27 protein-coding genes are annotated in these 24,105 nt (G+C 46.3%); 20 read left to right on the forward strand and 7 right to left on the reverse strand.

Annotated elements, in window-relative coordinates; genetic code table 11:
• Positions 1 to 17 precede the first annotated feature (17 nt).
• The 5 genes from V6D44_RS09785 (at position 18) to yunB (ending at position 4,322) form a co-directional block, all read left to right on the forward strand.
• Positions 18 to 866, forward strand: a complete 849-nt coding sequence (locus tag V6D44_RS09785; protein ID WP_087993344.1) for a DUF72 domain-containing protein — start codon at positions 18 to 20, stop codon at positions 864 to 866.
• A 17-nt stretch (positions 867 to 883) separates the two neighbouring features.
• Positions 884 to 1,705, forward strand: coding sequence for a sulfite exporter TauE/SafE family protein (locus tag V6D44_RS09790; RefSeq protein ID WP_087993333.1), 822 nt, complete (start codon positions 884 to 886; stop codon positions 1,703 to 1,705).
• 19 nt (positions 1,706 to 1,724) lie between these two features.
• On the forward strand, positions 1,725 to 3,113 hold the full coding sequence (locus V6D44_RS09795; protein ID WP_087993332.1) for a bifunctional metallophosphatase/5'-nucleotidase: 1,389 nt from the start codon (positions 1,725 to 1,727) through the stop codon (positions 3,111 to 3,113).
• Between the two features lie 64 nt (positions 3,114 to 3,177).
• A complete protein-coding gene (locus tag V6D44_RS09800; protein ID WP_003240935.1) occupies positions 3,178 to 3,483 on the forward strand; it encodes a YunC family protein in 306 nt (101 codons plus the stop codon).
• Positions 3,484 to 3,554: 71 nt separating this feature from the next.
• Positions 3,555 to 4,322 carry a sporulation protein YunB gene (gene yunB / locus V6D44_RS09805; RefSeq protein ID WP_087993331.1) on the forward strand — a complete coding sequence of 256 codons (768 nt, stop codon included), beginning with the start codon at positions 3,555 to 3,557 and terminating at the stop codon, positions 4,320 to 4,322.
• 27 nt (positions 4,323 to 4,349) lie between these two features.
• Here yunB and lytH read toward each other — a convergent pair whose 3' ends face one another.
• Positions 4,350 to 5,330, reverse strand: coding sequence for an L-Ala--D-Glu endopeptidase (lytH, locus tag V6D44_RS09810; protein WP_087993330.1), 981 nt, complete (start codon positions 5,328 to 5,330; stop codon positions 4,350 to 4,352).
• A gap of 236 nt (positions 5,331 to 5,566) precedes the next feature.
• Here lytH and lipA point away from each other — a divergent pair, with 236 nt between their 5' ends.
• Positions 5,567 to 6,463 carry a lipoyl synthase gene (lipA, locus tag V6D44_RS09815; RefSeq protein WP_087993329.1) on the forward strand — a complete coding sequence of 299 codons (897 nt, stop codon included), beginning with the start codon at positions 5,567 to 5,569 and terminating at the stop codon, positions 6,461 to 6,463.
• A gap of 15 nt (positions 6,464 to 6,478) precedes the next feature.
• On the opposite strand, the gene V6D44_RS09820 is transcribed toward lipA, so the two are convergent.
• Entirely contained in the window at positions 6,479 to 7,114 is a 636-nt protein-coding gene (locus V6D44_RS09820; protein WP_202328121.1) for a YhcN/YlaJ family sporulation lipoprotein, read from the reverse strand.
• 113 nt (positions 7,115 to 7,227) lie between these two features.
• On the opposite strand from V6D44_RS09820, the gene V6D44_RS09825 reads away from it, so the two are divergent.
• The 3 genes from V6D44_RS09825 to nucF are packed head-to-tail and all read left to right on the forward strand — an operon-like array spanning position 7,228 to position 8,760.
• Entirely contained in the window at positions 7,228 to 7,503 is a 276-nt protein-coding gene (locus tag V6D44_RS09825) for a YutD family protein (protein ID WP_087993327.1), read from the forward strand.
• A gap of 23 nt (positions 7,504 to 7,526) precedes the next feature.
• Positions 7,527 to 7,961 carry a DUF86 domain-containing protein gene (locus tag V6D44_RS09830; protein WP_087993326.1) on the forward strand — a complete coding sequence of 145 codons (435 nt, stop codon included), beginning with the start codon at positions 7,527 to 7,529 and terminating at the stop codon, positions 7,959 to 7,961.
• Between the two features lie 28 nt (positions 7,962 to 7,989).
• Positions 7,990 to 8,760, forward strand: a complete 771-nt coding sequence (gene nucF / locus V6D44_RS09835) for a 5' nucleotidase NucF (protein ID WP_087993325.1) — start codon at positions 7,990 to 7,992, stop codon at positions 8,758 to 8,760.
• A gap of 25 nt (positions 8,761 to 8,785) precedes the next feature.
• On the opposite strand, the gene V6D44_RS09840 is transcribed toward nucF, so the two are convergent.
• A complete protein-coding gene (locus V6D44_RS09840) occupies positions 8,786 to 9,286 on the reverse strand; it encodes a phosphatidylglycerophosphatase A family protein (protein WP_087993324.1) in 501 nt (166 codons plus the stop codon).
• 152 nt (positions 9,287 to 9,438) lie between these two features.
• On the opposite strand from V6D44_RS09840, the gene cotNH reads away from it, so the two are divergent.
• The 5 genes from cotNH to V6D44_RS09865 all read left to right on the forward strand — a co-directional run bounded on the left by cotNH (position 9,439) and on the right by V6D44_RS09865 (position 16,026).
• A complete protein-coding gene (cotNH, locus tag V6D44_RS09845) occupies positions 9,439 to 10,458 on the forward strand; it encodes a spore coat-associated protein CotNH (RefSeq protein WP_202328122.1) in 1,020 nt (339 codons plus the stop codon).
• 200 nt (positions 10,459 to 10,658) lie between these two features.
• Complete coding sequence (locus V6D44_RS09850; RefSeq protein WP_087993322.1) at positions 10,659 to 11,960, forward strand: homoserine dehydrogenase; 1,302 nt, start codon at positions 10,659 to 10,661, stop codon at positions 11,958 to 11,960.
• Positions 11,960 to 13,018, forward strand: a complete 1,059-nt coding sequence (gene thrC / locus V6D44_RS09855) for a threonine synthase (protein ID WP_087993343.1) — start codon at positions 11,960 to 11,962, stop codon at positions 13,016 to 13,018. The genes V6D44_RS09850 and thrC overlap by 1 nt, the downstream gene beginning before the upstream one ends.
• On the forward strand, positions 13,015 to 13,944 hold the full coding sequence (gene thrB, locus V6D44_RS09860; protein WP_087993321.1) for a homoserine kinase: 930 nt from the start codon (positions 13,015 to 13,017) through the stop codon (positions 13,942 to 13,944). The genes thrC and thrB overlap by 4 nt, the downstream gene beginning before the upstream one ends.
• A gap of 108 nt (positions 13,945 to 14,052) precedes the next feature.
• Positions 14,053 to 16,026 carry a S9 family peptidase gene (locus V6D44_RS09865; RefSeq protein ID WP_333516448.1) on the forward strand — a complete coding sequence of 658 codons (1,974 nt, stop codon included), beginning with the start codon at positions 14,053 to 14,055 and terminating at the stop codon, positions 16,024 to 16,026.
• Between the two features lie 41 nt (positions 16,027 to 16,067).
• On the opposite strand, the gene V6D44_RS09870 is transcribed toward V6D44_RS09865, so the two are convergent.
• On the reverse strand, positions 16,068 to 16,364 hold the full coding sequence (locus V6D44_RS09870; protein WP_250621913.1) for a NifU family protein: 297 nt from the start codon (positions 16,362 to 16,364) through the stop codon (positions 16,068 to 16,070).
• Positions 16,365 to 16,500: 136 nt separating this feature from the next.
• On the opposite strand from V6D44_RS09870, the gene V6D44_RS09875 reads away from it, so the two are divergent.
• A complete protein-coding gene (locus V6D44_RS09875) occupies positions 16,501 to 16,827 on the forward strand; it encodes a YuzD family protein (protein ID WP_087993319.1) in 327 nt (108 codons plus the stop codon).
• Between the two features lie 281 nt (positions 16,828 to 17,108).
• Here the strand turns inward: V6D44_RS09875 and V6D44_RS09880 are convergent, their stop codons facing one another.
• Complete coding sequence (locus V6D44_RS09880; protein WP_087993318.1) at positions 17,109 to 18,176, reverse strand: NAD(P)/FAD-dependent oxidoreductase; 1,068 nt, start codon at positions 18,174 to 18,176, stop codon at positions 17,109 to 17,111.
• Positions 18,177 to 18,438: 262 nt separating this feature from the next.
• Between V6D44_RS09880 and V6D44_RS09885 the strand changes: the two genes are divergently transcribed.
• The 4 genes from V6D44_RS09885 to V6D44_RS09900 all read left to right on the forward strand — a co-directional run bounded on the left by V6D44_RS09885 (position 18,439) and on the right by V6D44_RS09900 (position 21,441).
• Complete coding sequence (locus V6D44_RS09885; protein ID WP_087993317.1) at positions 18,439 to 18,675, forward strand: YuzB family protein; 237 nt, start codon at positions 18,439 to 18,441, stop codon at positions 18,673 to 18,675.
• 134 nt (positions 18,676 to 18,809) lie between these two features.
• Positions 18,810 to 20,024: a NupC/NupG family nucleoside CNT transporter gene (locus V6D44_RS09890; RefSeq protein WP_148964001.1), complete on the forward strand. Its 1,215-nt coding sequence runs from the start codon at positions 18,810 to 18,812 to the stop codon at positions 20,022 to 20,024.
• Between the two features lie 121 nt (positions 20,025 to 20,145).
• Positions 20,146 to 21,000, forward strand: coding sequence for a diaminopimelate epimerase (gene dapF / locus V6D44_RS09895; protein WP_333516450.1), 855 nt, complete (start codon positions 20,146 to 20,148; stop codon positions 20,998 to 21,000).
• Between the two features lie 78 nt (positions 21,001 to 21,078).
• Positions 21,079 to 21,441: a HesB/IscA family protein gene (locus tag V6D44_RS09900; protein ID WP_087993342.1), complete on the forward strand. Its 363-nt coding sequence runs from the start codon at positions 21,079 to 21,081 to the stop codon at positions 21,439 to 21,441.
• A gap of 53 nt (positions 21,442 to 21,494) precedes the next feature.
• Here the strand turns inward: V6D44_RS09900 and guaC are convergent, their stop codons facing one another.
• Positions 21,495 to 22,475: a GMP reductase gene (gene guaC, locus V6D44_RS09905; RefSeq protein WP_148963998.1), complete on the reverse strand. Its 981-nt coding sequence runs from the start codon at positions 22,473 to 22,475 to the stop codon at positions 21,495 to 21,497.
• 277 nt (positions 22,476 to 22,752) lie between these two features.
• Between guaC and V6D44_RS09910 the strand changes: the two genes are divergently transcribed.
• Positions 22,753 to 22,893: a hypothetical protein gene (locus tag V6D44_RS09910; protein WP_087993310.1), complete on the forward strand. Its 141-nt coding sequence runs from the start codon at positions 22,753 to 22,755 to the stop codon at positions 22,891 to 22,893.
• Between the two features lie 38 nt (positions 22,894 to 22,931).
• Here the strand turns inward: V6D44_RS09910 and yumC are convergent, their stop codons facing one another.
• Positions 22,932 to 23,930 (reverse strand): ferredoxin--NADP reductase 2, encoded by a 999-nt coding sequence (gene yumC, locus V6D44_RS09915; RefSeq protein ID WP_087993309.1) that lies wholly within the window; start codon positions 23,928 to 23,930, stop codon positions 22,932 to 22,934.
• Positions 23,931 to 24,105 lie beyond the last annotated feature (175 nt).

The raw sequence follows: 24,105 nt of genomic DNA on the forward strand, positions 1-24,105 counted from the left end.
AAGAGAGGTGAATGATTGTGATTTATATCGGACTGACGGGATGGGGGGATCATGACAGCATCTATCCGCCGAAAACGGCCAGCCAGAAAAAATTGCAGGCCTATTCCTCCCATTTTCCGATCGTTGAATTAGACGCGAGCTTTTACGCGATTCAGCCGGCGCGAAATAATGAAAAGTGGGTGAAGGAAACGCCGGAAACCTTCCAATTTATCGTGAAAGCGTATCAGGGCATGACGGGGCATCAGCGCGGCGACATTCCCTTTGACTCAAAAGAGGAGATGTTTGACGCGTTTAAGGTGTCTTTAACGCCATATTTACATAGCAATAAGCTCGCCATGGTGCTGTTTCAATTTCCGCCGTGGTTTGACTGCAAGAAGGAGAATGTCGCTTATTTGAGATGGTGCAAGCACCAAATGGGCGATATCCCATGCGCGCTTGAATTCAGAAACCGCTCCTGGTTCTCGCCGCCATTTTATGAGCAGACGCTTTCATTTATGAAAGCGGAAGGCTGGATTCACAGTGTCTGTGATGAACCGCAAATCGGAGAAGGCAGCGTGCCGACTGTGCTGCGCGCGACCGATGAAAACAAAACGCTTGTCAGGTTTCACGGGCGCAACAAGCAGGGCTGGATGAAGCCTGATGGCGGGAAAAACTGGCGGGAGGTCAGGTACTTATACCGCTACAATCAGCAGGAGCTTGCGGATTGGAAAAACCACCTGAATGAATTACAGCAGCAATGTAAGGATGTTTTTGTCCTGTTCAATAACAATTCCGGCGGAGACGCCGCGGATAACGGCAAGCAGATGCTTGAACTGCTTGATATCGAGTATAGCGGACTTGCTCCGAGACAGCTCGATTTATTTTAGAAAAGAGGTTTTGTTTGATGTCGTTTGTGATTTTGGCCGTACTGGGATTAGTTGCAGGTACGGTAGGAAGCCTGATTGGGCTTGGCGGCGGAATTGTCATCGTTCCGTCTCTGATGTTTTTGAGCACAGTGACACCGCTGTATCAAGATGTGACGCCGCAGGTTGCGATTGGAACTTCGCTTTTGGTCATTATTTTTACGGGTCTTTCTTCAACTTTGGCTTATATTAAATATAAAACCGTTGATTATAAAAGCGGGCTCATATTTTTTATCGGTTCAGGGCCCGGCAGTATTCTCGGGGCTTACGTGTCAAAGCTGTTCAATTCAAACTCGTTTTCCATTTGGTTTGGCATTTTTATGATTCTTATTTCATTAACCTTAATGCTGAAAGCGAAAGCCCGGCCGGTCAACAAAGCTCATAAAGGAATGATTCGGACATTTCAGGATGAGGCTGGTGAGCCTTATACGTATTCATATCAGGCCCCTGTCGGCATTGCGATTGCTTTTGTTGTCGGCTTTTTAGGCGGGCTTTTCGGAATAGGCGGCGGATCGCTCATGGTTCCGGCGATGATGCTGTTATTCCTGTTTCCGCCGAAGGTTGCGGTGGCAACGTCCATGTTTATTATATTCCTGTCCTCAATGACAGGGTCTGTTTCACATATTATTTCCGGGCACGTCAATTGGCTGTACGCCCTCGCGCTTGTGCCCGGCGCTTGGATCGGCGGAAAGCTTGGCGCCGCCATCAACAGAAAAATGAAGACGAAAACGATCGTGATGATCATGCGGATCGTGTTGATTTTGATCGGCTGCCAGCTCATTTATGAAGGCATTTTCAGCTGAACGATTAGGGAGAGATAATATGAAAGAGAAGCTCCGCTTATATCATACCAATGATTTGCACAGCCATTTTGAAAACTGGCCGAAAATTGTAGATTATATCGAGCAGAAAAGAAAAAAGCGTCAATCAGACAGCGGAGAGACGCTCGTTTTTGATATTGGCGATCATCTTGATCGTTTTCATTTCGTGACAGAGGCGACTTTCGGAAAAGCGAATGTCGATCTCTTAAACCGTCTTCATATTGATGGAGCGACGATCGGCAATAACGAAGGGATCACGCTTCCGCATGAAGAGCTCGCTGCCTTATATCATCATGCTGAATTTCCCGTTATCGTCTCCAATCTATATGACAAAAACGGTAACCGTCCATCCTGGGCGGTTCCTTACCATATCAAATCATTGAAAAACGGTATGCACATTGCTATCTTAGGCGTATCCGTGCCGTATTATCCTGTCTATGACAAGCTGGGATGGACAGTAACTGATGCCCTTGAAAGCGTAAAGGAAACCATTCAGGAAGTGAAAGGGCAGGCCGACATCATCGTTCTGCTGTCGCATTTAGGCATTCTTGATGATCAGAAAGTGGCTGAAGCGGTCCCTGAGATTGATGTGATCCTCGAATCGCACACCCATCATTTGCTTGAAGATGGACAAGTGGTAAACGGCGTATTGCTTGCCAGCGCCGAGAAATACGGGCATTATGTCGGCTGTGTAGAAATCACAGTCGACAGCGTACAGCGAAGCATCATCAGCAAAACAGCGTCTGTGCAGAACATGGCGGAATGGACAGGAGAATCCGAAGAAACAAAAGCGTTTCTTCATGAAAAAGAACGTGAAGCCGAAGATAAGCTGTCCGACGCCGTTGCGGAGCTTGCGCAAGATGCTGAGGTGAAGTGGTTTGAAGAATCAGAGCTGCCTTTGCTTTTGGCATTCGCGCTAAAGGAATGGTGCGGGACGGACATGAGTATGGTGAATTCCGGTGTCATTCTCGGTCCGCTGAGAGAGGGCCCTGTGACGAAGCTGGATCTGCACCGCATCTGTCCCCATCCGATCAACCCGGTGGCTGTACGCCTGACGGGAGAAGAACTGAAAGAGACCATTGTCCATGCCGCTTCCGAACAAATGGAGCAGCTCCGGATCAAAGGGCTCGGCTTCCGCGGAGAAGTAATGGGGAAAATGGTGTATGCGGGTGTTGATGTAGAAACGAAACGGCTGGATGACGGGATCACGCATGTCACACGCGTCACGCTGAACGGGGAAGAGATTGATAAACATAAACAATACTCCGTTGCCGTGCTTGACATGTTTACGCTCGGCAGACTGTTCCCGATCATCCGCGACGCCCCAGAAAAAGAATATTTTATGCCGGAGTTTTTGCGGGATCTGCTCGCATGGAAGCTCGCGCAATAAGGAGGTCAGCCCACAACAAGCTCTGCCCTTCATCATAAAGTGATGAATGAAGGGAGAGGTTGACGTGGTAAATCTGACACCAATCATGATAGAAGGACAGCCTTTTACAGCTGTGACAGTGAAGCTTCCAAAAACAAATTTTATGGCGGTCACTAATGACCATGGATACATTATGTGCGGGGCGCTTGATGTGGCGCTGCTGAATGAAAAATTAAAGGAGCGGGGCATTGTGGCGGGGCGCGCAGTTGGGGTACGCACCATTGACCAGCTGTTAGACGCACCTTTAGAATCCGTCACGTACGCCGCGGAAGATCTCGGCATCCATGCCGGCATGAGCGGCAGAGAAGCGCTTTTAAAAATGGTGAAATAAAATAATTTGGCCCGGCTATTACTATGTCCCCTCTTACAAGCATACATTGTGATATGTAAGGGGGGATTTTCTTGCCAAGATATCGCGGCCCTTTTCGCAAGAGAGGACCTTTGCCTTTCCGGTACGTGCTGCTCTTGTCGGTTGCCTTTTTTATCCTTTCGACAACAGTCAGCCTCTGGATGATCAATGGCTCGATTAAACCTGTTTTAATGAGCATCGGCGAGATGGAAACGAAGCGTATAGCGACAGAGGTGATTCAGGATTCAATTGAGGATTATATGTCTGACAGTGAAAATATGAAAGATATGTTTCAAATGAATTCTGATGAAAACGGAAAATTAACGACAATCGATTTTAATACACAGGTTATAAACAGTGTGAAAACAAAAGTGACAAAGCAGCTTCAGGCTCATTTGAAAGAGATGGAAACCCACACCGGGCACAGCGGGGCCAGTGAGAATATAATGATCAACATTCCGCTGGGACAGGTAACAGGCAACAGTCTCCTCGGAAACCTGGGGCCAAAAATACCGGTCCGGTTCAATTTAATCGGTGACGCTTTTACAGATGTCAAAACCAAAATCAAGCCGTATGGCATTAATAATGCACTTATTGATATCAGCATCTTTGTCGAAATTAAAGTGAAGGTTATCATTCCGTTTGCAAGCAAAACCGCTGTCATCACAAATAACGTTCCTGTATCGATTAAAGCAGTACAGGGCGAAGTGCCGCAGTTTTATAACGGAAACGGCGGTACAGGTGTCACCCCATCTGTCCAGCTTCCAAGCAGCAAAGAAGAGGACGGTGCCGATTCGAAAAGTGAAAAAGGCAGTCAATAAGCCGCCTGTTTTAGAGGCGGCTTTTCGTTATTTCTTTTTTTTGTACTCATAACGCTCCCACGCTCTCAAATGCGGGTATGGATCAAACGACCATTCGGTTTTTCCGTTATCTTTATACATGCCGTAGTGAAGGTGCGGCGGGAACTTCCCGGCGGTTCCCGGCGGGCCGTATCCTGAGCTGCCGACTGACCCGATCACTTGGCCGGGCTCAACGATTTGCCCTGCTTTTATCCCTTTGGCAAAGCCATTAAGATGGGCAAAATAATGATACGTATTGTTAATGTCTCTGATGCCGATTCTCCATCCGCCAAAGCGGTTCCAGCCCTTCATTTCAACTACGCCGTAACAGGTGGATCTGACCGGAAGGCCGTAACGAGCAAAAATATCTGTGCCTTCATGAATCCGTCTCCCTCCGAAGCCGCGTGCATCTCCCCACGTGCTTCGATAGCTGTAATCGGTTCTGATCGGAAGCGGAAACGCATGCTCGTCCAGATCAATATGCCCGTAAGTTTTAAACAGCTTCATGAATTCAGAGATGATCCCCACCGTCTGGTCACGCCGGTAATAATTCCAAAGCCCGATGCGGATGTTGTTTTCATCTGTGCCATACGACAGCAAGTATTGGCTGAATGTATACAAAATATCGTCATCATTGCTGACCTCGGCTTTCCCGTCACCGTCACCATCCATACCGATTCCGTCAAACACTTTAATGCTCAACGGCGCATCGTCTTTCGGATTCGGGTTTTCAGGTCCGCTCCAGATTTCATCGGGTATATAGATGCTGATAATTCCCGCTTTGTCAGGCAGGTCTTTTCTGTTGCTTCGCACATTTTCCTCGTATTGATCTACTGCGGCGAGCGCATACCAAGGAATTTGCGTCACAGCCTCGACTTTATGATATAATTCCATCCGTTTCGACAGCACTGAATCAGAAAGCTTTTTTGCAAACGCAGAAGGCTCAAACGCAAACAAAAGGAGAAGAAGAGCGGATAACAAAACTTTCACAAAAATAATCTCCTTTCATATTGAATACACATAGTTTGCGGCAAGCCGGCTTAAAAATGTCAGTAATCATCTTCCCTTGTCGAGAAATTTTTCCTATGTTAAAGTGTCTAAAGAAAAGACTTTCTTTAGTTAGAAAAACATGATTTATGCTGCAGAAAAAAAACCTGCACCTTTCTCGTTTTCAGAATGTTTCGTGCCAGAAATTTGAGTATATTGGATATTGGAGATGATGGGAATTGGCAAAGAAAGACGAACACCTCAGAAAGCCCGAATGGCTCAAAATCAAATTAAATACAAATGAAAACTATACAGGGCTCAAAAAACTCATGCGGGAAAACAACCTGCATACCGTATGCGAAGAAGCTAAATGTCCGAATATTCATGAATGCTGGGCGGTCAGACGTACAGCGACATTTATGATTTTAGGTTCTGTTTGCACAAGAGCATGCCGTTTTTGTGCTGTCAAAACGGGCCTTCCAACTGAGCTTGATCTGCAAGAGCCGGAACGCGTAGCGGATTCTGTCGCCCTTATGAATCTGAAACACGCGGTCATTACGGCTGTTGCGCGTGACGACCAGAAAGACGGCGGAGCTGGCATTTTCGCGGAAACGGTCCGTGCGATCCGCAGAAAAAGCCCGTTCACGACAATTGAGGTGCTCCCGTCTGATATGGGCGGAAACTACGATAACCTGAAAACCTTGATGGATACACGCCCAGACATCCTGAATCACAATATCGAAACGGTTCGCCGCCTGACGCCAAGAATCCGCGCGCGCGCGACGTACGACCGTTCACTGGAATTTTTGCGCCGTGCGAAAGAAATGCAGCCTGATATTCCGACAAAATCAAGCATCATGATCGGACTCGGTGAAACGAAAGAGGAAATTATTGAAGTTATGGACGACCTCTTGGCAAACAACGTGGATATTATGGCAATCGGCCAATATCTGCAGCCGACGAAGAAACACTTGAAAGTCCAAAAATACTATCACCCTGACGAATTTGCAGAATTAAAGGAAATCGCGATGCAAAAAGGCTTCAGCCACTGTGAAGCCGGTCCGCTTGTCCGTTCATCTTACCATGCCGATGAACAGGTGAACGAAGCATCTAAAAAGCGCCAAGCACAAGCATAATGCCAAAACGCCAGATCATCTGGCGTTTTTGTCATTCCTATTGATTTTCATGTCCTGGCGGGTTTCTCCGTTGGCATTTTCATTCTCTGAGACAGGGCTTCCTTGCGGAGAGGTTTTCATTTCTTCAATCGTCCTCGACATGTTCTCTCTGATATTTCTGGAACCGGAGCCGATATGGCTGTCATTTTCGATGGACTGCATATGGTTTGGGTTATCGGAAATATACACATGATAGTATCGCGGAATCACTGAAGCGGCTGTTTTTTTCACCTGATCGGCCGTCAGCACGCGGTTTTTGGAATCGGTTTTGTATACGACAAGCGCTTCTTGATCGGTCACCAGCGTTGCAGCCTCTTGAATATGGGGGAGCTGAACCGTTAAACTTGATATCATGTGAGCGGTTTCTTTCCGGTTCATCACCGGTGCTTGCTGCTGTTCGCCATCGAATTGTTCTTTTTGATAGCGGACATAGCCAAATTGTTCGTTCTTATCATGCCGGTTAAAAGCCTCGTTGCGGTCAGACACATGAATGGGTCTGGTTTGATTCTGCGTCTGATTTTGGGCGTTTTGCTCGGCATTATCAAATCCTGCGCCTCCGCACCCGGATAAAAGCCCAGTCAACAGGCAGAGACTGACAGCAGTTCGTTTCATATATAAATCCCTCCTCATATGTAGGGTAGCCAAATCGCATGATTTATTCTTTAGCAATTGATGGGGACGGGGCAATGAATTATGATAGGAATGAGTGAAAAAGAGGTGAGATCATGATTCTTATTCAAAATGCCGAATTTGAATTGGTGCACAATTTCAAAGAAGGCTTCAACGAAGAGGCTTTTAAAGCCCGCTACTCCGATATTTTAAATAAATACGATTATATTGTGGGAGACTGGGGGTACGGTCAGCTCAGGCTCAAGGGCTTCTTTGACGACCAGAATCAAAAGGCAACCTTCGAAACGAAAATCAGCACACTAGATGAATACATTTACGAATACTGCAATTTCGGCTGTGCGTATTTTGTCTTGAAACGGATCAGAAAATAAACATACACAAAGGGGATGCTGTCATGTATTTTGTTGACAGAAACAAGATCGAGCAAACACTCGGGTTCTTTGAGCACCAGCTGGCGCTTTTTAACTCACAAAGAGATTGGCAGTCTGAAATCGAGAGACTGGCGCTTGATCGTATAGGCCATCTCTTAATCGAGTGCATTCTGGATACAGGCAATGACATGATTGACGGTTTTATTATGCGGGACCCGGGCAGCTATAATGACATTATGGACATACTTGTTGATGAAAAAGTTGTCACGGAAAAAGAGGGAACTGAGCTCAAGAAATTGATCGCCTACCGCAAAACATTGGTTCAGCAGTACCTGCTCGCTGACAGCGCCGAGCTTTACAGGCTGATCACGGCGCATCAGACAGCTCTTCAAGACTTCCCGAAACGGATCAGAAGCTACTTGGAAACAGAGCTTGGCCCTGTTTCCGCGTTTAAATAACAACTGGAAAGCCACAGGAGTGTTGGACATGAAAACATATAAAGGGTATTTAATTGATTTAGACGGAACAATGTACAATGGCACGGAAAAAATCGAGGAAGCGTGTGAATTTGTCAGAACGCTGAAAGCGCGCGGCGTTCCTTATCTTTTCGTGACAAACAACTCTTCGCGCACACCGAAGCAGGTGGCGGACAAGCTCGTGTCTTTTGATATTCCTGCAACGGAAGAGCAGGTCTTCACGACCAGCATGGCGACTGCCCAGCATATCGCCCAGCAGAAAAAAGACGCGTCTGTGTATGTGATCGGGGAAGAAGGAATCCGTCAGGCGATTGAAGAAAACGGCCTGACGTTTGGCGGGGAAAACGCGGATTTTGTCGTTGTTGGTATTGACCGTTCCATTACATACGAAAAATTTGCTGTCGGCTGCCTGGCCATCAGAAATGGCGCCCGCTTTATTTCCACAAACGGAGATATTGCGATCCCCACCGAAAGAGGCCTCCTGCCTGGAAACGGTTCGCTGACATCTGTATTAACCGTATCCACAGGCGTACAGCCGGTATTTATCGGCAAGCCGGAATCCATCATTATGGAGCAGGCGATGCGCGTTCTCGGAACGGATGTGTCCGAAACACTCATGGTCGGCGACAACTACGCGACGGACATTATGGCCGGCATTAACGCCGGTATGGATACGCTGCTTGTGCACACAGGCGTAACAAAAAGAGAGCATATGACAGACGATTTGGAAAAACCGGCTTACGCCATTGACTCACTGACTGAATGGATTCCATACATTTAAAAAAGGGCGCCCCAAAAGGGTGCCCTTATTCTGTGTGCCGCGCGCGGTGTGCGAGCCTGCTTGAGGCCGCCGCGGAAATCGCTCCGACGATGTCATCTAGAAAGGTATGGCATTCGCCGGTTGATTTATCATTCAAATGTTTAAGGATTCCGGGTTTTTCTTTATCGATGTAACCGTAGTTCGTAAACCCGATTGATCCGTAAATATTCACGATGGAAAATGCCAGAACTTCATCCACTCCATATAAACTTTCATCTGTTTCCAGCATCGTTTGCACTGGTTCAGACAGTTTTTTCTGCTCAGCAAGAACATCCAATTCAATGCCCGTTAAAATCGCGTTTTGCACCTCGCGTTTTGCGAGAACGCGATTGACGTTCAACGTGCATTCATCAATGTGTAAATCCGGATGATATTTTTTTTGCAGGAAAAAGACTAGCTCGGCAATGTCTGACACCTCAACGCCGCGCTCCTTCATCCGTGCTCTTGCTTTTGCTTCCATCTGGCTGATTTGTTCGTTTTCTGACATCAGTTTCACCCAATCTTTTTTACTAGTTTATACAAAATATTTGAGATGTTTACGACTTTTTCTTGCGTCTTCGTCGGATTAAAATATGTATTCATAATTCCGGACGTGTATGACTACGATGTGATGAGCCCTAATTCAATAGGCAGGTGATCATGGTGAAAGGCACAATAAAAGAAAAATATGGTATTCATATCAGACAGCTTTCCATGTATCAACACACATATCAATGCTTTCAGACACCGAATTCATTCTTTCTGATTGTCCCCGTTTCCCAATTCTCAGATACAGAGTTGGCGGAGCTTTATTACATGAGTCAGTATTTACAAGAACAAAGTGACCCATACGTTCCGATTTTTATCTTTACAAAACAAGGTGAGCTGACATTTGAACATGAGGGAAAAACGTACGCTCTGCTAAAAGCGGCACCACCTTATTCAAACCGGGCGTTCTCCATTGGGGCGGAACTGGCTGAATTTCACCGAAAAGGCAGAGGGTACCCGTATGAAGTGAAAGCAGCCGGAAGAATCGGCCAGTGGAAAGATTTGTGGGGAAAACGCATTGATCAGCTGGAAGTGTTTTGGCAGCGAAAGGTTCAAACTCCTCCGCACGAGCCATTCGACAAAAAAATGATCGAATCATTTCCATATTATTTAGGACTGTCAGAAAACGCGATACAATATTTAGTGGACACTGAGCTGGATGACAAACCCCAAGCCGCTGATTCTGGAACGATATGCCATCAGCGGATGGAAAGACATACGTGGTCATCCGAATCTTTGATCAGGATTCCTGCGGATTGGGTATTTGACCACGCTTCACGCGATTTGGCTGAGTATATGAGGCATACGTTTTTGCATCACAGACAAGATTTTAATCAGCAGGGCTTTCTCTTTTTACAGGAATACGAGAAAATCACACCGCTGTCTTCGTTTTCAAAACGTCTCCTGTACAGCCGTCTGCTCTTTCCGCTTCATTATTTTGAAATCGTGGAGAGCTACTACATGTCATCAGAATCAGAAAAGCATTATTATGAAGAGCAGCTTGACTTCATTCTGAATGATTGCGGACGCTATGAACAATTTCTTAATACAGCACAGGAATTCATGAATATGCGGGCGCAGAAGCCATTTGTTCCCCGCGTAAGCTGGCTCGGCAAAGGAAGCCGCGGATGAGGAGAAAATCTGACAAAAATAATTAGAAAATAAAGAATCTTGTCATATCAGTAGGTTAAGCGTTTACATTCGTAAAATTCAGCCTATTGCTATCTTGTCAAAACAAGAGCGGGCTTATATAATGTTTGTAACTTATATGTCTGTGTTGAGTTAACAATTGTCTTTTTTGAGAGGACAATTAAACGAAAGGTGGAGTTTTTTTGAAAGCGATTCGTGTAGGGCTTTTAGGTTTAGGTACCGTCGGAAGCGGTGTCGTTAAAATTATTCAAGACCATCAGGATAAGCTGATGCATCAAGTCGGCTGTCCGGTTACGATAAAAAAAGTGCTTGTAAAAGATCTAGAGAAAAAGAGAGAAGTAGACTTGCCGAAGGAAGTGCTCACGACAGAAGTGTATGATGTCATCGATGATCCAGATGTTGATGTCGTTATCGAGGTAATTGGCGGAGTGGAGCAGACAAAACAATATTTGGTCGATGCGCTCAGATCCAAAAAGCATGTTGTCACAGCAAACAAGGATTTAATGGCTGTGTACGGTTCCGAGCTGCTTGCGGAAGCGAAGGAAAATGGCTGTGACATCTACTTTGAAGCCAGTGTTGCCGGCGGGATTCCGATTCTGCGCACGTTAGAGGAAGGCCTCTCATCAGACCGGATTACAAAAATGATGGGGATCGTGAACGGAACAACGAACTTTATCTTAACAAAAATGATCAAAGAAAAAAGCCCTTACGAGGAAGTGCTCAAGGAAGCGCAGGATCTCGGTTTTGCCGAAGCTGATCCGACTTCAGACGTGGAAGGGCTTGACGCCGCAAGAAAAATGGCGATATTGGCGCGCCTCGGCTTCTCGATGAACGTGGATCTCGACGACGTCAAAGTAAAGGGAATCTCCCAAATTACAGACGAGGACATCAGCTTCAGCAAACGCCTCGGCTATACGATGAAGCTGATCGGGATTGCGCAGCGTGACGGCAGCAAAATTGAAGTCAGCGTACAGCCGACACTGCTTCCTGACCACCATCCGCTTTCTGCTGTGCATAATGAGTTTAACGCCGTTTACGTATACGGCGAGGCTGTCGGTGAGACGATGTTCTACGGACCGGGAGCCGGAAGCATGCCGACTGCGACATCCGTTGTTTCTGATCTTGTCGCCGTCATGAAAAATATGCGCCTCGGCGTAACCGGCAACAGCTTTGTTGGGCCGCAATACGAGAAAAACATGAAGTCTCCGTCAGACATTTACGCGCAGCAATTTTTAAGAATTCATGTTAAAGATCAGGTCGGTTCATTCTCGAAAATTACGTCTGTCTTCTCAGAACGGGGCGTGAGCTTTGAAAAGATCCTTCAGCTGCCGATTAAAGGCCATGATGAGTTAGCAGAAATCGTGATTGTCACGCACCATACATCAGAAGCTGATTTCAGTGATATCCTGCAAAACCTAAATGATTTGGAAGTCGTTCAAGAAGTCAAAAGCACATATCGTGTAGAAGGGAACGGTTGGAGTTAATGTGGAAAGGACTAATCCATCAATATAAAGAATTTTTACCTGTAACAGATCAAACACCGGCGCTTACTTTACATGAAGGAAACACACCTCTTATTTACCTGCCGAAGCTGTCTGAACAGCTGGGAATTGAACTTCATGTCAAAACGGAAGGCATCAATCCTACAGGGTCATTTAAAGACCGCGGAATGGTCATGGCTGTGGCGAAAGCAAAAGAAGAAGGCAACGACACGATTATGTGCGCGTCTACAGGAAACACTTCCGCTGCTGCGGCTGCATATGCAGCCCGCGCTAACATGAAATGCATCGTGATCATCCCGAACGGCAAAATCGCGTTTGGAAAACTGGCTCAAGCTGTCATGTACGGAGCTGAAATTATCGCTATTGACGGAAACTTTGACGATGCGCTTAAAATTGTCCGCTCCATCTGTGAGAAATCACCGATTGCCCTTGTCAACTCAGTTAATCCTTACCGTATTGAAGGCCAAAAAACAGCTGCCTTCGAAGTGTGCGAACAGCTGGGAGAAGCGCCGGATGTTTTGGCCATCCCGGTCGGAAACGCAGGAAACATTACGGCATACTGGAAGGGATTCAAGGAATATCATGAGAAAAACGGCACTGGCCTTCCGAAAATGCGCGGATTTGAAGCGGAAGGCGCGGCGGCAATTGTGCGCAATGAAGTAATTGAAAATCCGGAAACAATAGCGACAGCCATTCGTATCGGAAACCCTGCAAGCTGGGACAAAGCTGTAAAGGCAGCTGAGGAATCCAACGGGAAAATTGACGAAGTCACTGATGATGAAATCCTTCACGCGTATCAGCTGATCGCCCGTGAAGAAGGTGTGTTTGCAGAACCGGGTTCTTGCGCGTCTATCGCAGGAGTGTTGAAACAGGTGAAGTCCGGAGACATTCCGAAAGGCAGCAAGGTCGTCGCTGTTTTAACAGGAAACGGACTGAAAGATCCGAACACAGCGGTCGACATTTCAGAAATCAAGCCGGTCACATTGCCGACTGATGAAGACAGCATTCTTGAATATTTAAAAGGAGCGGCCCGTGTATGAACGAAGCCGGCATGCTGTTCACGGTCACTGTTCCCGGAAGCACGGCTAACCTAGGCCCGGGTTTTGATTCAGTCGGAATGGCGCTCAGCAGGTATTTGAAGCTGACCGTCTTTGGAAGCGACAAATGGTCTTTTGAAGCTGAAACAGAAACAGTCGCCGGAATTCCGGCGGGTACAGATAATCTGATCTATCAAGTGGCAAAACGGACAGCAGATTTGTACGGAAAAGAAATGCCGCCTGTCCATGTGAAGGTATGGAGCGATATCCCGCTCGCCCGCGGCCTTGGCAGCAGCGCCGCGGCGATTGTAGCGGCCATTGAACTGGCTGATGAATTATGCGGCTTAAAGCTGTCTGAAGCGGACAAGCTGCATTTAGCCAGCCTTGAAGAAGGACACCCGGATAATGCGGGCGCTTCTCTCGTTGGCGGGCTTGTCATCGGCCTGCATGAAGATGACGAGACACAAATGATCCGTGTCCCGGATGCTGACATTGACATTGTCGTTGTTATTCCTTTTTACGAGGTGCTGACAAGGGACGCAAGAGACGTGCTTCCGAAAGAGTTTCCGTATGCGGACGCTGTAAAAGCAAGTGCCGTCAGCAATTTGCTCGTTGCTGCGATCATGTCCAAGGATTGGCCGCTTGTCGGGAAAATCATGAAGAAGGATATGTTCCATCAGCCGTACAGGGCGATGCTTGTCCCCGAATTGTCAAAAGTAGAACACGTCGCCGAGATGAAGGGCGCATATGGAACGGCTCTCAGCGGAGCAGGCCCGACGATTCTCGTGATGACTGAAAAAGGAAAGGGAGCAAAGCTGAAAGAGCAGCTCACGCTTCATTTCCCTCATTGCGAAGTAGACGCTTTGACCGTTCCAAAAGAGGGAAGTATAATAGAGCGAAATCCTTTATATCAAGTAAAAAGTGTATAGAATATGCCAAGCGTTCCTCAGCGTCAGCGGAGGACGCTTTTTTTCTGCTGGAGATAAAGGAGTTTTTATTTAGAAAAACGAAATACATGTAAAAAGGAGGAGATGAATATGAAAAAGCTGATAACCGCAGAAGACATCACAGCGATTGTCTCTGTGACCGATCCTCAATACGCCCCAGACGGCAGCCGTGCCGCATACGTGCAGTCGCAAGTGAATCAAGAGAAAGATTCGTATACATCAAATATATGGGTCTATGAAACGAAAACCGGCAGGTCTGTTCCTTGGACATATGGAGAAAAGCAGAGTACGGACCCAAGATGGTCTCCGGACGGGCGTACGCTTGCCTTTATTTCTGATCGTGAAGACGATACAGCACAGCTCTATCTCATGAGCGCTGAAGGCGGAGAAGCGAGAAAGCTGACGAATATACCGTATGGCGTGTCAAAGCCGGTATGGTCCCCGGATGGCGAGTCGGTGCTTGTCACTGTCAGTTTGGGAGGGGAGGAAAGGATTGATGATCAAGAGAAAAAAGAGCCGGACAGCTTTGAACCTGTGGAAGTGCAAGGCCTTTCCTATAAACGGGACGGTAAAGGGCTGACAAGAGGTGCGTATGCCCAACTAGTGCTTGTCAACTTGAAGAGTGGCGAGGTAAAGCAGCTGACAAACCGCAAAGCTGATCACGGTGATCCTGCTTTTTCTCCTGATGGCAAATCGCTTGTTTTCTCAGCTGATCTGACGGAAGCGGATGATGCCAGCAAGCCGCATGACGTCTGCATGATGTCGCTCGAGACTGGGGATTTCAAGGTGATTACGTCTCATCGCGGCTCATTCGGACCAAGCTCATTTTCACCGGACGGAAGGTATCTTGCTTTGCTTGGGCATGAACAGGAATATCAGAATGCAACGCTCGAAAAGGCGTGGCTTTATGATCTCGAACAAGACCGCCTTACATGTCTGACTGAAATGCTTGACGTTCATTTAGCGGATGCGCTCATTGGAGATTCATTGATCGGAGGTGCCGAGCAGCGCCCGGTTTGGACAAAAGACAGCCAAGGGTTTTATGTCATCGGCACAGATCAAGGCAGTACGGGAATCTACTATATATCTATTGAAGGCCTTGTGTATCCGATTCGTATCGAAAAAGAGTACATCAATAGTTTTTCCATTTCACCTGACGAACAACACTTTATTGCGAGTGTGACAACGCCGGACAGACCGAGTGAGCTTTACAGCATCCCGCTTGGGCAGAAAGAGAAACGCCTGACTGGCGTGAATGACAAGTTTGTCGGCGAGCATACGATGTCAATACCTGAAGATATTCAATATGTCACAGAAGACGGCGTGACGGTGAACGGCTGGCTGATGAAGCCTGCACAGACTGAAGAGGAAACATCATATCCTCTTATTCTCAACATACACGGCGGTCCGCACATGATGTACGGGCATACATATTTTCATGAATTTCAAGTGCTGGCGGCGAAAGGATACGCGGTAGTGTATATCAATCCGAGAGGAAGCCACGGCTACGGCCAGGAATTCGTGAATGCCGTCAGAGGAGATTATGGAGGAAAGGATTATGAGGATGTGATGCAGGCAGTGGATGAGGCCATCAAACGAGATCCGCAGCTTGATCCTGAGCGGGTAGGTGTCACGGGCGGAAGCTATGGAGGCTTTATGACCAACTGGATCGTTGGACAGACGAATCGCTTTAAAGCCGCCGTCACCCAGCGTTCGATATCAAATTGGGTCAGCTTTCACGGCGTCAGTGATATCGGCTATTTCTTCACAGACTGGCAGCTTGAGCATGACATGTTTGCAGACACAGAAAAGCTCTGGGACCGTTCCCCTTTAAAATACGCAGCAAACGTGGAGACACCGCTATTGATTCTGCATGGCGAGCGAGATGACCGGTGCCCGATTGAGCAGGCGGAGCAACTATTTATCGCCTTGAAAAAAATGGGCAAGGACACCATGCTCGTCCGTTTTCCAAAAGCGTCGCACAATTTGTCACGCAGCGGACACCCGGGGCAGCGGATCAAGCGCCTAAATTATATCAGCTCATGGTTTGATCAATATCTCTAATAAAAAAGCCAGGCTGATCAAATATCAGCCTGGCTGCTTTATTAAAAGACTTGTTCTACTTCAACGACACCCGGCACTTCTTCAAGAAGAGCGCGTTCAATTCCGGCTTTCAGCGTAATTGTTGAACTTGGACAGCTGCCGCATGCGCCTAGAAGACGAAGCTTAACGATACCTTCATCTATGTCTACAAGCTCACAGTCACCGCCGTCACGAAGTAAAAACGGACGAAGTTTGTCCAGTACTTCCTGCACCTGTTCTTTCATTTCAACTTCAGTCATGACATTCGCTCCTTTCGTCATCATAAAACCATTATATTCAGTGTAACAATAAAAATCTATTGTTTAGTTTGAAAAGTTGCTTTCCCTATTATAGCACATTCAGACTTGAACACAAAAACGGTTTTTTTCTATCAAAACGTCTTTTGGCTCTGTATACTGAAAAGAAAGGACTACAGGGAGAAGGGGGCGTTTATCAGTGACAAAACCAGTCATGCTCAGCGTCTACGGCGCAGAAACCATTTGTGCAAGCTGTGTCAATATGCCGACAGCCAAAGATACGTACGAGTGGCTTGAGGCTGCGCTGAAAAGAAAATATCCAAATCAGCCTTTTGCGATGCAATATATCGATATTTATGAGCCGCCTGACAATAAACAAGAGAAAGAGCTTGCGGAAAAAATCAGAAATGATGAGTATTTTTATCCTCTTGTTCTCGTAGAAGACAAAATTGTCGGTGAAGGCAATCCGACATTAAAAGACGTCTATAAGGAAATGGAGAAGTATGGGTATACAGAAAACCGCTGACAAGATCAGCGGTTCCAGCGTGTGGACAAACCCTCGTATTCGTTGTCAAGCTTGTGCGTTGGTGCTCACGTGTTATGAAAGGAACGGCGGTTAAATGCTTAGGCGTCCTGCCTAAACACCGCCGTCATCACATCCTGTGAAAGTCCGCTCCAATGCTCGCCTTTCCTAGACTTCAAGGGTTTTCAAACACGCTGAAAAGATGAAACCGGCTAAAACTAAAACCGTTTCAGCCGTCTGTAATCATTAAAACCGCTGACAAGATCAGCGGGTCTTCTCTATCATTAACCGTTATGGTGTTTGTACATCCACAGCAAGCCGGATTTCAGCATGCGCGGAACACGGCCGATCAGCGGACGGTCAGCAACAAGGCCGAAGCCGGATTTTTTTCCAAGTGAGCCAAGAACGCCTTTCAGCTTAAACTGCGGCATTGACTCTGGAAGGGCTTCTCCATTCCAGCGTTTTTGCAAGATTTGGACAATCTGCTCTGCTTGAGCCTCTGCAAGCTGAGCGCTCGGTGCATGAGGAAGGCTGGCGCAATCACCGACAACGTACAAATGTTCATCACCGGGAAGATTGTGATGCGGCGTTAATACGATACGCCCTTGTGCATCCTTCTCCACATCTAAATTCCTGACGACTTTGTTCGGCTGTATGCCAGCGGTCCATACGATGGCGTCCGCAGAAATCGGATCATCGTGGTTATACACAACGCCTTCTTCTACTTTGGTGATATTTGCCCTGTTAATAATGCGGACACCGTGCTCTTCGAACCATTTTTGCACATATTTGCTCAAACGCTCGGGAAAGCTTGATAAAATGAGATCGCCGCGGTCAAACAAAATAATGTTCAGGTCGTCACGGCTTTCCCTCAATTCACTTGCAAGCTCAACGCCGCTTAAGCCCGCGCCGACAATGGCGACAGTGGCATTAGCGCTCAGGTTATTCAGCTTTTGATAAGTTTCTCGGGACTGGTCGATGGTTTGAATGCTATAGGTGAATTCAGGCGCTCCCGGCACGTTGTGATATTTATCCTCACAGCCGAGCCCGATCACGGCGTCATCGTAAGAAATCGGTTCACGATCATGGAACAGCACTTGTTTTTGTGCAATATCAATTGATGAGATATCTCCGTATTGGACATCCAGGCGAGGGTGCTCTGGGAATGACACTCTGATATGATGGTCAGAAATTGTGCCTGCGGCAAGGGCATAATATTCTGTTTTCAAGCAGTGATAAGGATTTCTGTCAATTAACGTGATTAAAACATCATCAGGCAGCTGGTTTGGCAATAAGCGATGAAGAACACGCATATTCCCGTAACCTCCGCCGATCAAGACCAATTTTTTCATTTGAATTCCCCTTTAATCCGAAGAGTATGATAGACACATTGAAGAAAATACGAACTATGTAAAATAACATCTAGAATTATATCGAATTTGATCTAAAATCACAATAATAGTTTGAAAATAACCTACAAATTAGCCTGAAAGCGCAAATTAGTAAAACGTTATTCTGGAAATGATATGTTGCGATAATAAATTTTGAAGAATCCATTGTCTTTGACGAATGGTGAAAAATTCGCGATAATGGACATATGTGAGGTGAAACCGCATGAATCCAATGATTGAATTTTGTGTCAGCAATCTGGCTCACGGCTCTCAGGAAGCCCGGGCGATTTTGGAGAAAGATCCAAACCTGGATGTCCTCGAATACGGCTGCTTAAGCTACTGCGGGAAATGCATGGAGTCGCTTTTCGCTCTTGTAAACGGAGAAGTCGTCATGGGTGAAACGCCTGCTGAGCTTGTTGAGAATATATATACATTTATTGAAGAAAACCCAATGTTTTGAAGAAAAGGGCCTGGACAGGCCCTTTTTATTTTGTCGTCCAAAAGAACTAAAAAAATGTGTAGACATCAAAAACGATTATTGTTATCGTATAAAAGATTTGTTTTAAATAAATGTTAAGAGGTGTAGGTGTATTCATGAGTGTTCTCTGGGGACTGCTGGGCGCAGTTGCGATCATTGCTATCGCGTTTTTATTTTCAGAAAAGAAAAGCAATATTAAAATAAGAACCGTCATCGTTGGTTTATGCATACAGGTGGCGTTTGGATACATCGTGTTAAAATGGGAAGCGGGACGCGCTGTTTTTTTATGGTTTTCAAGCCGTGTACAGCTTCTGATTGATTATGCGAATGAAGGCATCAGCTTTATTTTTGGACCGCTTCTAAAAGTCGGCGACAGTCCGGCATTTGCCTTAAGTGTACTGCCCGTTATCATTTTCTTCTCAGCACTGATTGCCGTTTTATATCACTTGAAAATCATGCAGCTCGTTTTCCGTGTCATCGGGGGCGGATTGTCGAAGCTTCTTGGGACAAGCAAAACGGAATCTCTTGCGGCTTCTGCTAATATTTTTGTGGGACAATCCGAATCTCCATTAGTGATCAGGCCCCTGATTGCCGGTCTGACGCGCTCTGAATTGTTCACGATTATGACGAGCGGTCTATCGGCTGTTGCGGGTTCAACCTTGTTTGGATACGCGCTTCTCGGTATCCCGATTGAATACTTGCTTGCGGCCAGCTTTATGGCTGCTCCGGCTGGCCTTGTCTTTGGTAAATTGATTATACCCGAAACAGAAAAGCCGCAAACCGTAAAAAGCGATTTCAAAATGGATGAAGGAGAAGGCGCAGCCAATGTCATTGACGCAGCTGCAAAGGGAGCGTCAACCGGACTGCAAATTGCCTTAAACGTCGGAGCGATGCTGCTTGCGTTCGTTGCATTAATCGCCGTAGTAAACGGTGTTCTTGGCGGAGTATTCGGCTTGTTCGGCTTAAAAGGTGTCACATTAGAATCCATTCTCGGCTATGTGTTTTCTCCAATCGCCTTTTTAATTGGCGTTCCTTGGCATGAAGCGTTGCAGGCAGGAAGTTATATCGGCCAGAAATTGGTGCTGAATGAGTTTGTCGCTTATTCTAACTTCGGTCCGCACATCGGTGAGTTTTCTAAGAAAACCGCTACGATTATCAGCTTCGCGTTATGCGGATTCGCCAATTTTTCATCAATTGCGATTATGCTTGGTACGCTTGGCGGTTTAGCGCCTAGCCGCCGTTCGGATATCGCGCGCCTCGGCCTGAAGGCTGTTCTTGCGGGAACATTAGCCAATCTGCTCAGCGCAGCCATTGCCGGCATGTTTATATAAACGATAAAAGCTCCTTGCGATTTGCAAGGAGCTTTTATGTATGAAAAACGGGGGATAATTATATTGTGTCCGTTTATAATAGCTTTTATACTAAGAAAAAGAAAAAAAGTTGGAGGCACCTATGAATTCATTTCGATTTACCAAAATGCACGGTCTGGGTAACAGCTATATCTATGTGAATCAATTTGAAGAGCAGCTCCCGGAAGAAAAACTGTCTGAGATTGCAATTCAGGTTTCTTCTGTTTATACAGGGATCGGTTCCGACGGAATGATCCTGATATGCCCTTCAGATCAAGCGCCTGTTAAAATGCGGATTTTTAATAATGACGGGTCTGAAGGGAAAAATTGCGGCAATGGTTTGCGTTGCGTCGCAAAATACGCGTATGAGCATAAGCTGGTTGAGGAAACATCTTTTCTGATTGAAACCCTCTCCGGGCTTGTGAGAGCGGAGGTTCAAGTTGAAAATGGGAAAGTGAATGTGGTTACTGTCGATATGGGCGAACCGCGCCTGACAAAAGCTGAGCTTCCGATGCTTGACGGCGGGGGAGAGCACACGATCAATGAAACGATGGCATTTGGTGAAGTTGAACTAACAGGCACTGCCGTTTCAATGGGAAATCCCCATATCGTTTTTCCGATCGCTGACATTGAACAGGCACCTCTGACGACACTAGGACCGGTGATTGAAAAAGATCCGAGATTTCCGGAAGGCGTCAATGTGGAATTCGTCGAAACCGTGAATGATCATGAGTTGCATTTCCGCGTCTGGGAACGGGGATCAGGTATTACTCAGGCATGCGGGACAGGAGCATGTGCAGCTGCGGTTGCATCTGTGTTAAACGGCGTATCAAAACGAAATCAGGACATCACGGTGCATTTAGCAGGCGGAGATTTGGTGATTAACTGGAAAGACAACGGCCATGTGATGATGACAGGGCCGGCTGAGACCGTTTGCGAGGGTGTCTATTTTTTGTAAAACACCTCGTTTGAGAATTGAACGAATCATGTTTATAATAAAAGACAACATCCGGTTTTTAAAAGGAGGTTCATAATGATGAGCAACCCGGTAACAATTACAGAAGCAGCTGCTTTGCATATAAAAGATATGATGAAAGAGCATGAAGAAGAAAACGCGCTTTTACGAGTAGGCGTAAAAGGCGGCGGCTGCAGCGGCCTTTCATACGGTATGGGCTTTGAACATGAAAAAGGTGAAAAAGACAGTGTATTTGAGGAACATGGCATCACTGTTCTCGTTGACAAGGACAGCCTTGATATCATGAACGGCACGATCATTGATTTTAAACAATCCATGCTTGGCGGCGGTTTCACCATCGACAACCCAAATGCCATCGCCTCATGCGGCTGCGGTTCTTCGTTTAGAACAGCGACGAATGCTGGTAAGCCTGAAGAGTGCTAATAACAGAAAACGCCAAGTCAAGCGGCGAACCGCTGACTTGGCGTTTTTTATTTTTAATACTTATCCCCATTAAAAATCGAATTCTTCACAATCACATAATCCACATTGCGGATCGCGTCAAGCTTCGTTCCACCTGCATAAGAAATAGAAGATTGCAGATCCTGTTCCATTTCAATCAGTGTATCCTTGATAGAGCCTTTATGCGCCACGTGCATTTTTTTGCCTTCTACATTTTTCTTTTCGCCTTTTTGGAATTCAGAGGCTGAGCCGAAGTACTCTTTGTAGAGCTCTCCGTCTTTTTCGATCGTTTGGCCTGGTGATTCTTCATGTCCGGCAAATAGTGAACCGATCATGACCATCGTTGCGCCGAATCTGATTGATTTTGCGATATCGCCATGTGTGCGGATGCCGCCATCTGCGATAATCGGTTTGCTGGCTGCTTTGGCGCACCAGCGCAGCGCCGCTAACTGCCAGCCACCTGTGCCGAAGCCGGTTTTGATTTTCGTAATACATACTTTTCCCGGACCGATGCCGACCTTAGTGGCATCCGCTCCCGCATTTTCAAGCTCTCTGACCGCTTCCGGCGTTCCGACATTGCCGGCAATGACAAAGCTGTCCGGCAAATGTTTTTTGAGATGCTGGATCATTTCGATAACGGCATTTGAATGACCGTGCGCAATGTCAATTGTCACGTAATCGGGAGTCAGGTTTTCTTCTGCCAGCTGGCGGACAAATTCATACTCCTCATCTTTGACGCCCACGCTGATAGAAGAGAATAATCCGCGTGCGTTCATATCTTTCATAAAATCAATTCGTGTTTCAGGCTCAAATCGGTGCATCACATAAAAGTAGCCATTTTCGGCTAATTGAATGGCTAGCTTTTCATCTATAATCGTCTGCATATTGGCAGGAACGACGGGCAATTTAAATGTGCGTCCGCCTAAACGTACGGATGTATCGCATTCTGAACGGCTGTTCACAATGCATTTTGCGGGAATTAGCTGAATATCTTCGTAATCAAATACGTTTTCCATGTTTTTCACTCCTAAAAACGAATATTTAAAAGAATAATAAATGAAATGTTCGCCTTGTATAATGTACTCTGTTTTATTTAGGATGTCAAACGTTTTTATTTGCTTACAGGTGTGGGCAAGCGCCGATGCTTGTCATGCACAGTGAGTTTGGGTATGATAGTTTTAACGAATGGTCTTAGGGTGCGGATCAAAACGCGAATCATATACGTTCAGCAAAGCTTGGTCGTTCAGCACCAGGCTTTCTTTATGACATGAACGTGTGAAAGGAGCGAATCAGATGACTCAAAATGAAGGAAAAACACCGAAGTCGCAAAAGATCCAAGATCGCATTATCATGGCAATGATCTGGATCGTCGCAGCCCTTGTGATTGCGCTGGTTATTGGAACTGCGATGAATTACATCAATATCTTCAAATAAAAAAGGAGCTGTGTCGCTGACACAAACTCCTTTTTTTATTATTTGTTTTCAAAAAGACTTGTTGAGTGAAGAGGCTGTACACGGGCTTTTGGATCCATGTAAGCTTTGGCGTTGTTCACTGCTGTCGGCGCCTCGCCGAAGCCGCTTGCGATCAGGTTGACTTTTCCTTCGTATGTGCAAATGTCACCTGCGGCAAAGAAGCCTTCGATGTTTGTTTCCATTGTTGATTTGACGACAATAGAATTTTTCTCGATGTCCAGACCCCAGTTTTTAATCGGTCCAAGAGATGAAACGAAACCGTAGTTGACGATTAAGTCATCAATTTCTAAAATCTCTTTGCGATCGCCTTTCACTTCTTCAAGCACTAGCTGTTCAATTTTGTCTTCCCCGATCAGCTCCGCAGGGACGAATGGTGTCAGGACATTAACCTTCGACGCATGAAGGTTTTCCACACTGTGCTCGTGCGCGCGGAACTTATCGCGGCGGTGAATGATGGATACTTCTTTTGCGATTGGCTCAAGCATAAGCGCCCAGTCAACCGCTGAATCTCCGCCGCCAAGGATCGCAACCCGTCTGCCGGCGAATTTTTGCAAATCGTCAACGAAGTAGTGAAGGTTTTTGCCTTCATACTGCTCTGCATTTTCAAGTTCCAGCTTTCTCGGTTTGAATGCGCCGTTTCCTGCAGTGATGATCACTGTTTTGGAGTAGTGGATTTCTTCATTTGTCACAAGCTTAAACACGCCGTCCGCTTGTTTTTCAACAGATTCAACCGCTTGCTCCAGACAAATGGTTTGGTCGAATTTCGCCATTTGCTCTTTTAGGTTATTGATAAGTTCTTGTGCGCGGATTTTCGGGAACCCCGCTACATCATATATATACTTTTCAGGGTATAGGGCGCTAAGCTGTCCGCCGAGTTGAGGCAGGCTTTCGATAATTTTGACGCTTGCCTGTCTCATTCCTCCGTAAAAAGCGGTGAATAAGCCGACCGGTCCCCCGCCTATAATGGTAATATCATAAACCGTTGTATCCTCTCGCATACGAAAATGGCCTCCTAAATGAAAATTGTTATTAATTATACCATATTGCCGTTCAAATTGACGAGTCAGCAGAAAAAATCGTAAGTGTATAAAGTGCGCATTCATTCTTGAAAAATTTTCCGTAGGCCGATACGATGATAACCAAATGAATTGATCTTTTTCTGAATGTTTCTTG

It is taken from the genome of Bacillus sp. 0209A (assembly GCF_036765095.1).
GTDB classification, from domain to species: domain Bacteria; phylum Bacillota; class Bacilli; order Bacillales; family Bacillaceae; genus Bacillus; species Bacillus subtilis_G.

Bases quoted from the DNA above. Each gene is read 5' to 3' on its own strand.
- V6D44_RS09910 (WP_087993310.1), top strand. From the start codon at position 22,753: ATGACTCAAAATGAAGGAAAAACACCGAAGTCGCAAAAGATCCAAGAT.
- V6D44_RS09880 (WP_087993318.1), bottom strand. From the start codon at position 18,176: ATGAAAAAATTGGTCTTGATCGGCGGAGGTTACGGGAATATGCGTGTT.
- V6D44_RS09830 (WP_087993326.1), top strand. From the start codon at position 7,527: ATGTATTTTGTTGACAGAAACAAGATCGAGCAAACACTCGGGTTCTTT.
- guaC (WP_148963998.1), bottom strand. From the start codon at position 22,475: ATGGAAAACGTATTTGATTACGAAGATATTCAGCTAATTCCCGCAAAA.
- V6D44_RS09825 (WP_087993327.1), top strand. From the start codon at position 7,228: ATGATTCTTATTCAAAATGCCGAATTTGAATTGGTGCACAATTTCAAA.
- yumC (WP_087993309.1), bottom strand. From the start codon at position 23,930: ATGCGAGAGGATACAACGGTTTATGATATTACCATTATAGGCGGGGGA.
- cotNH (WP_202328122.1), top strand. From the start codon at position 9,439: ATGGTGAAAGGCACAATAAAAGAAAAATATGGTATTCATATCAGACAG.
- V6D44_RS09795 (WP_087993332.1), top strand. From the start codon at position 1,725: ATGAAAGAGAAGCTCCGCTTATATCATACCAATGATTTGCACAGCCAT.
- V6D44_RS09900 (WP_087993342.1), top strand. From the start codon at position 21,079: ATGAGCAACCCGGTAACAATTACAGAAGCAGCTGCTTTGCATATAAAA.
- dapF (WP_333516450.1), top strand. From the start codon at position 20,146: ATGAATTCATTTCGATTTACCAAAATGCACGGTCTGGGTAACAGCTAT.
- V6D44_RS09790 (WP_087993333.1), top strand. From the start codon at position 884: ATGTCGTTTGTGATTTTGGCCGTACTGGGATTAGTTGCAGGTACGGTA.
- thrC (WP_087993343.1), top strand. From the start codon at position 11,960: ATGTGGAAAGGACTAATCCATCAATATAAAGAATTTTTACCTGTAACA.
- V6D44_RS09820 (WP_202328121.1), bottom strand. From the start codon at position 7,114: ATGAAACGAACTGCTGTCAGTCTCTGCCTGTTGACTGGGCTTTTATCC.
- V6D44_RS09890 (WP_148964001.1), top strand. From the start codon at position 18,810: ATGAGTGTTCTCTGGGGACTGCTGGGCGCAGTTGCGATCATTGCTATC.
- V6D44_RS09865 (WP_333516448.1), top strand. From the start codon at position 14,053: ATGAAAAAGCTGATAACCGCAGAAGACATCACAGCGATTGTCTCTGTG.
- thrB (WP_087993321.1), top strand. From the start codon at position 13,015: ATGAACGAAGCCGGCATGCTGTTCACGGTCACTGTTCCCGGAAGCACG.
- V6D44_RS09885 (WP_087993317.1), top strand. From the start codon at position 18,439: ATGAATCCAATGATTGAATTTTGTGTCAGCAATCTGGCTCACGGCTCT.
- nucF (WP_087993325.1), top strand. From the start codon at position 7,990: ATGAAAACATATAAAGGGTATTTAATTGATTTAGACGGAACAATGTAC.
- V6D44_RS09840 (WP_087993324.1), bottom strand. From the start codon at position 9,286: ATGTCAGAAAACGAACAAATCAGCCAGATGGAAGCAAAAGCAAGAGCA.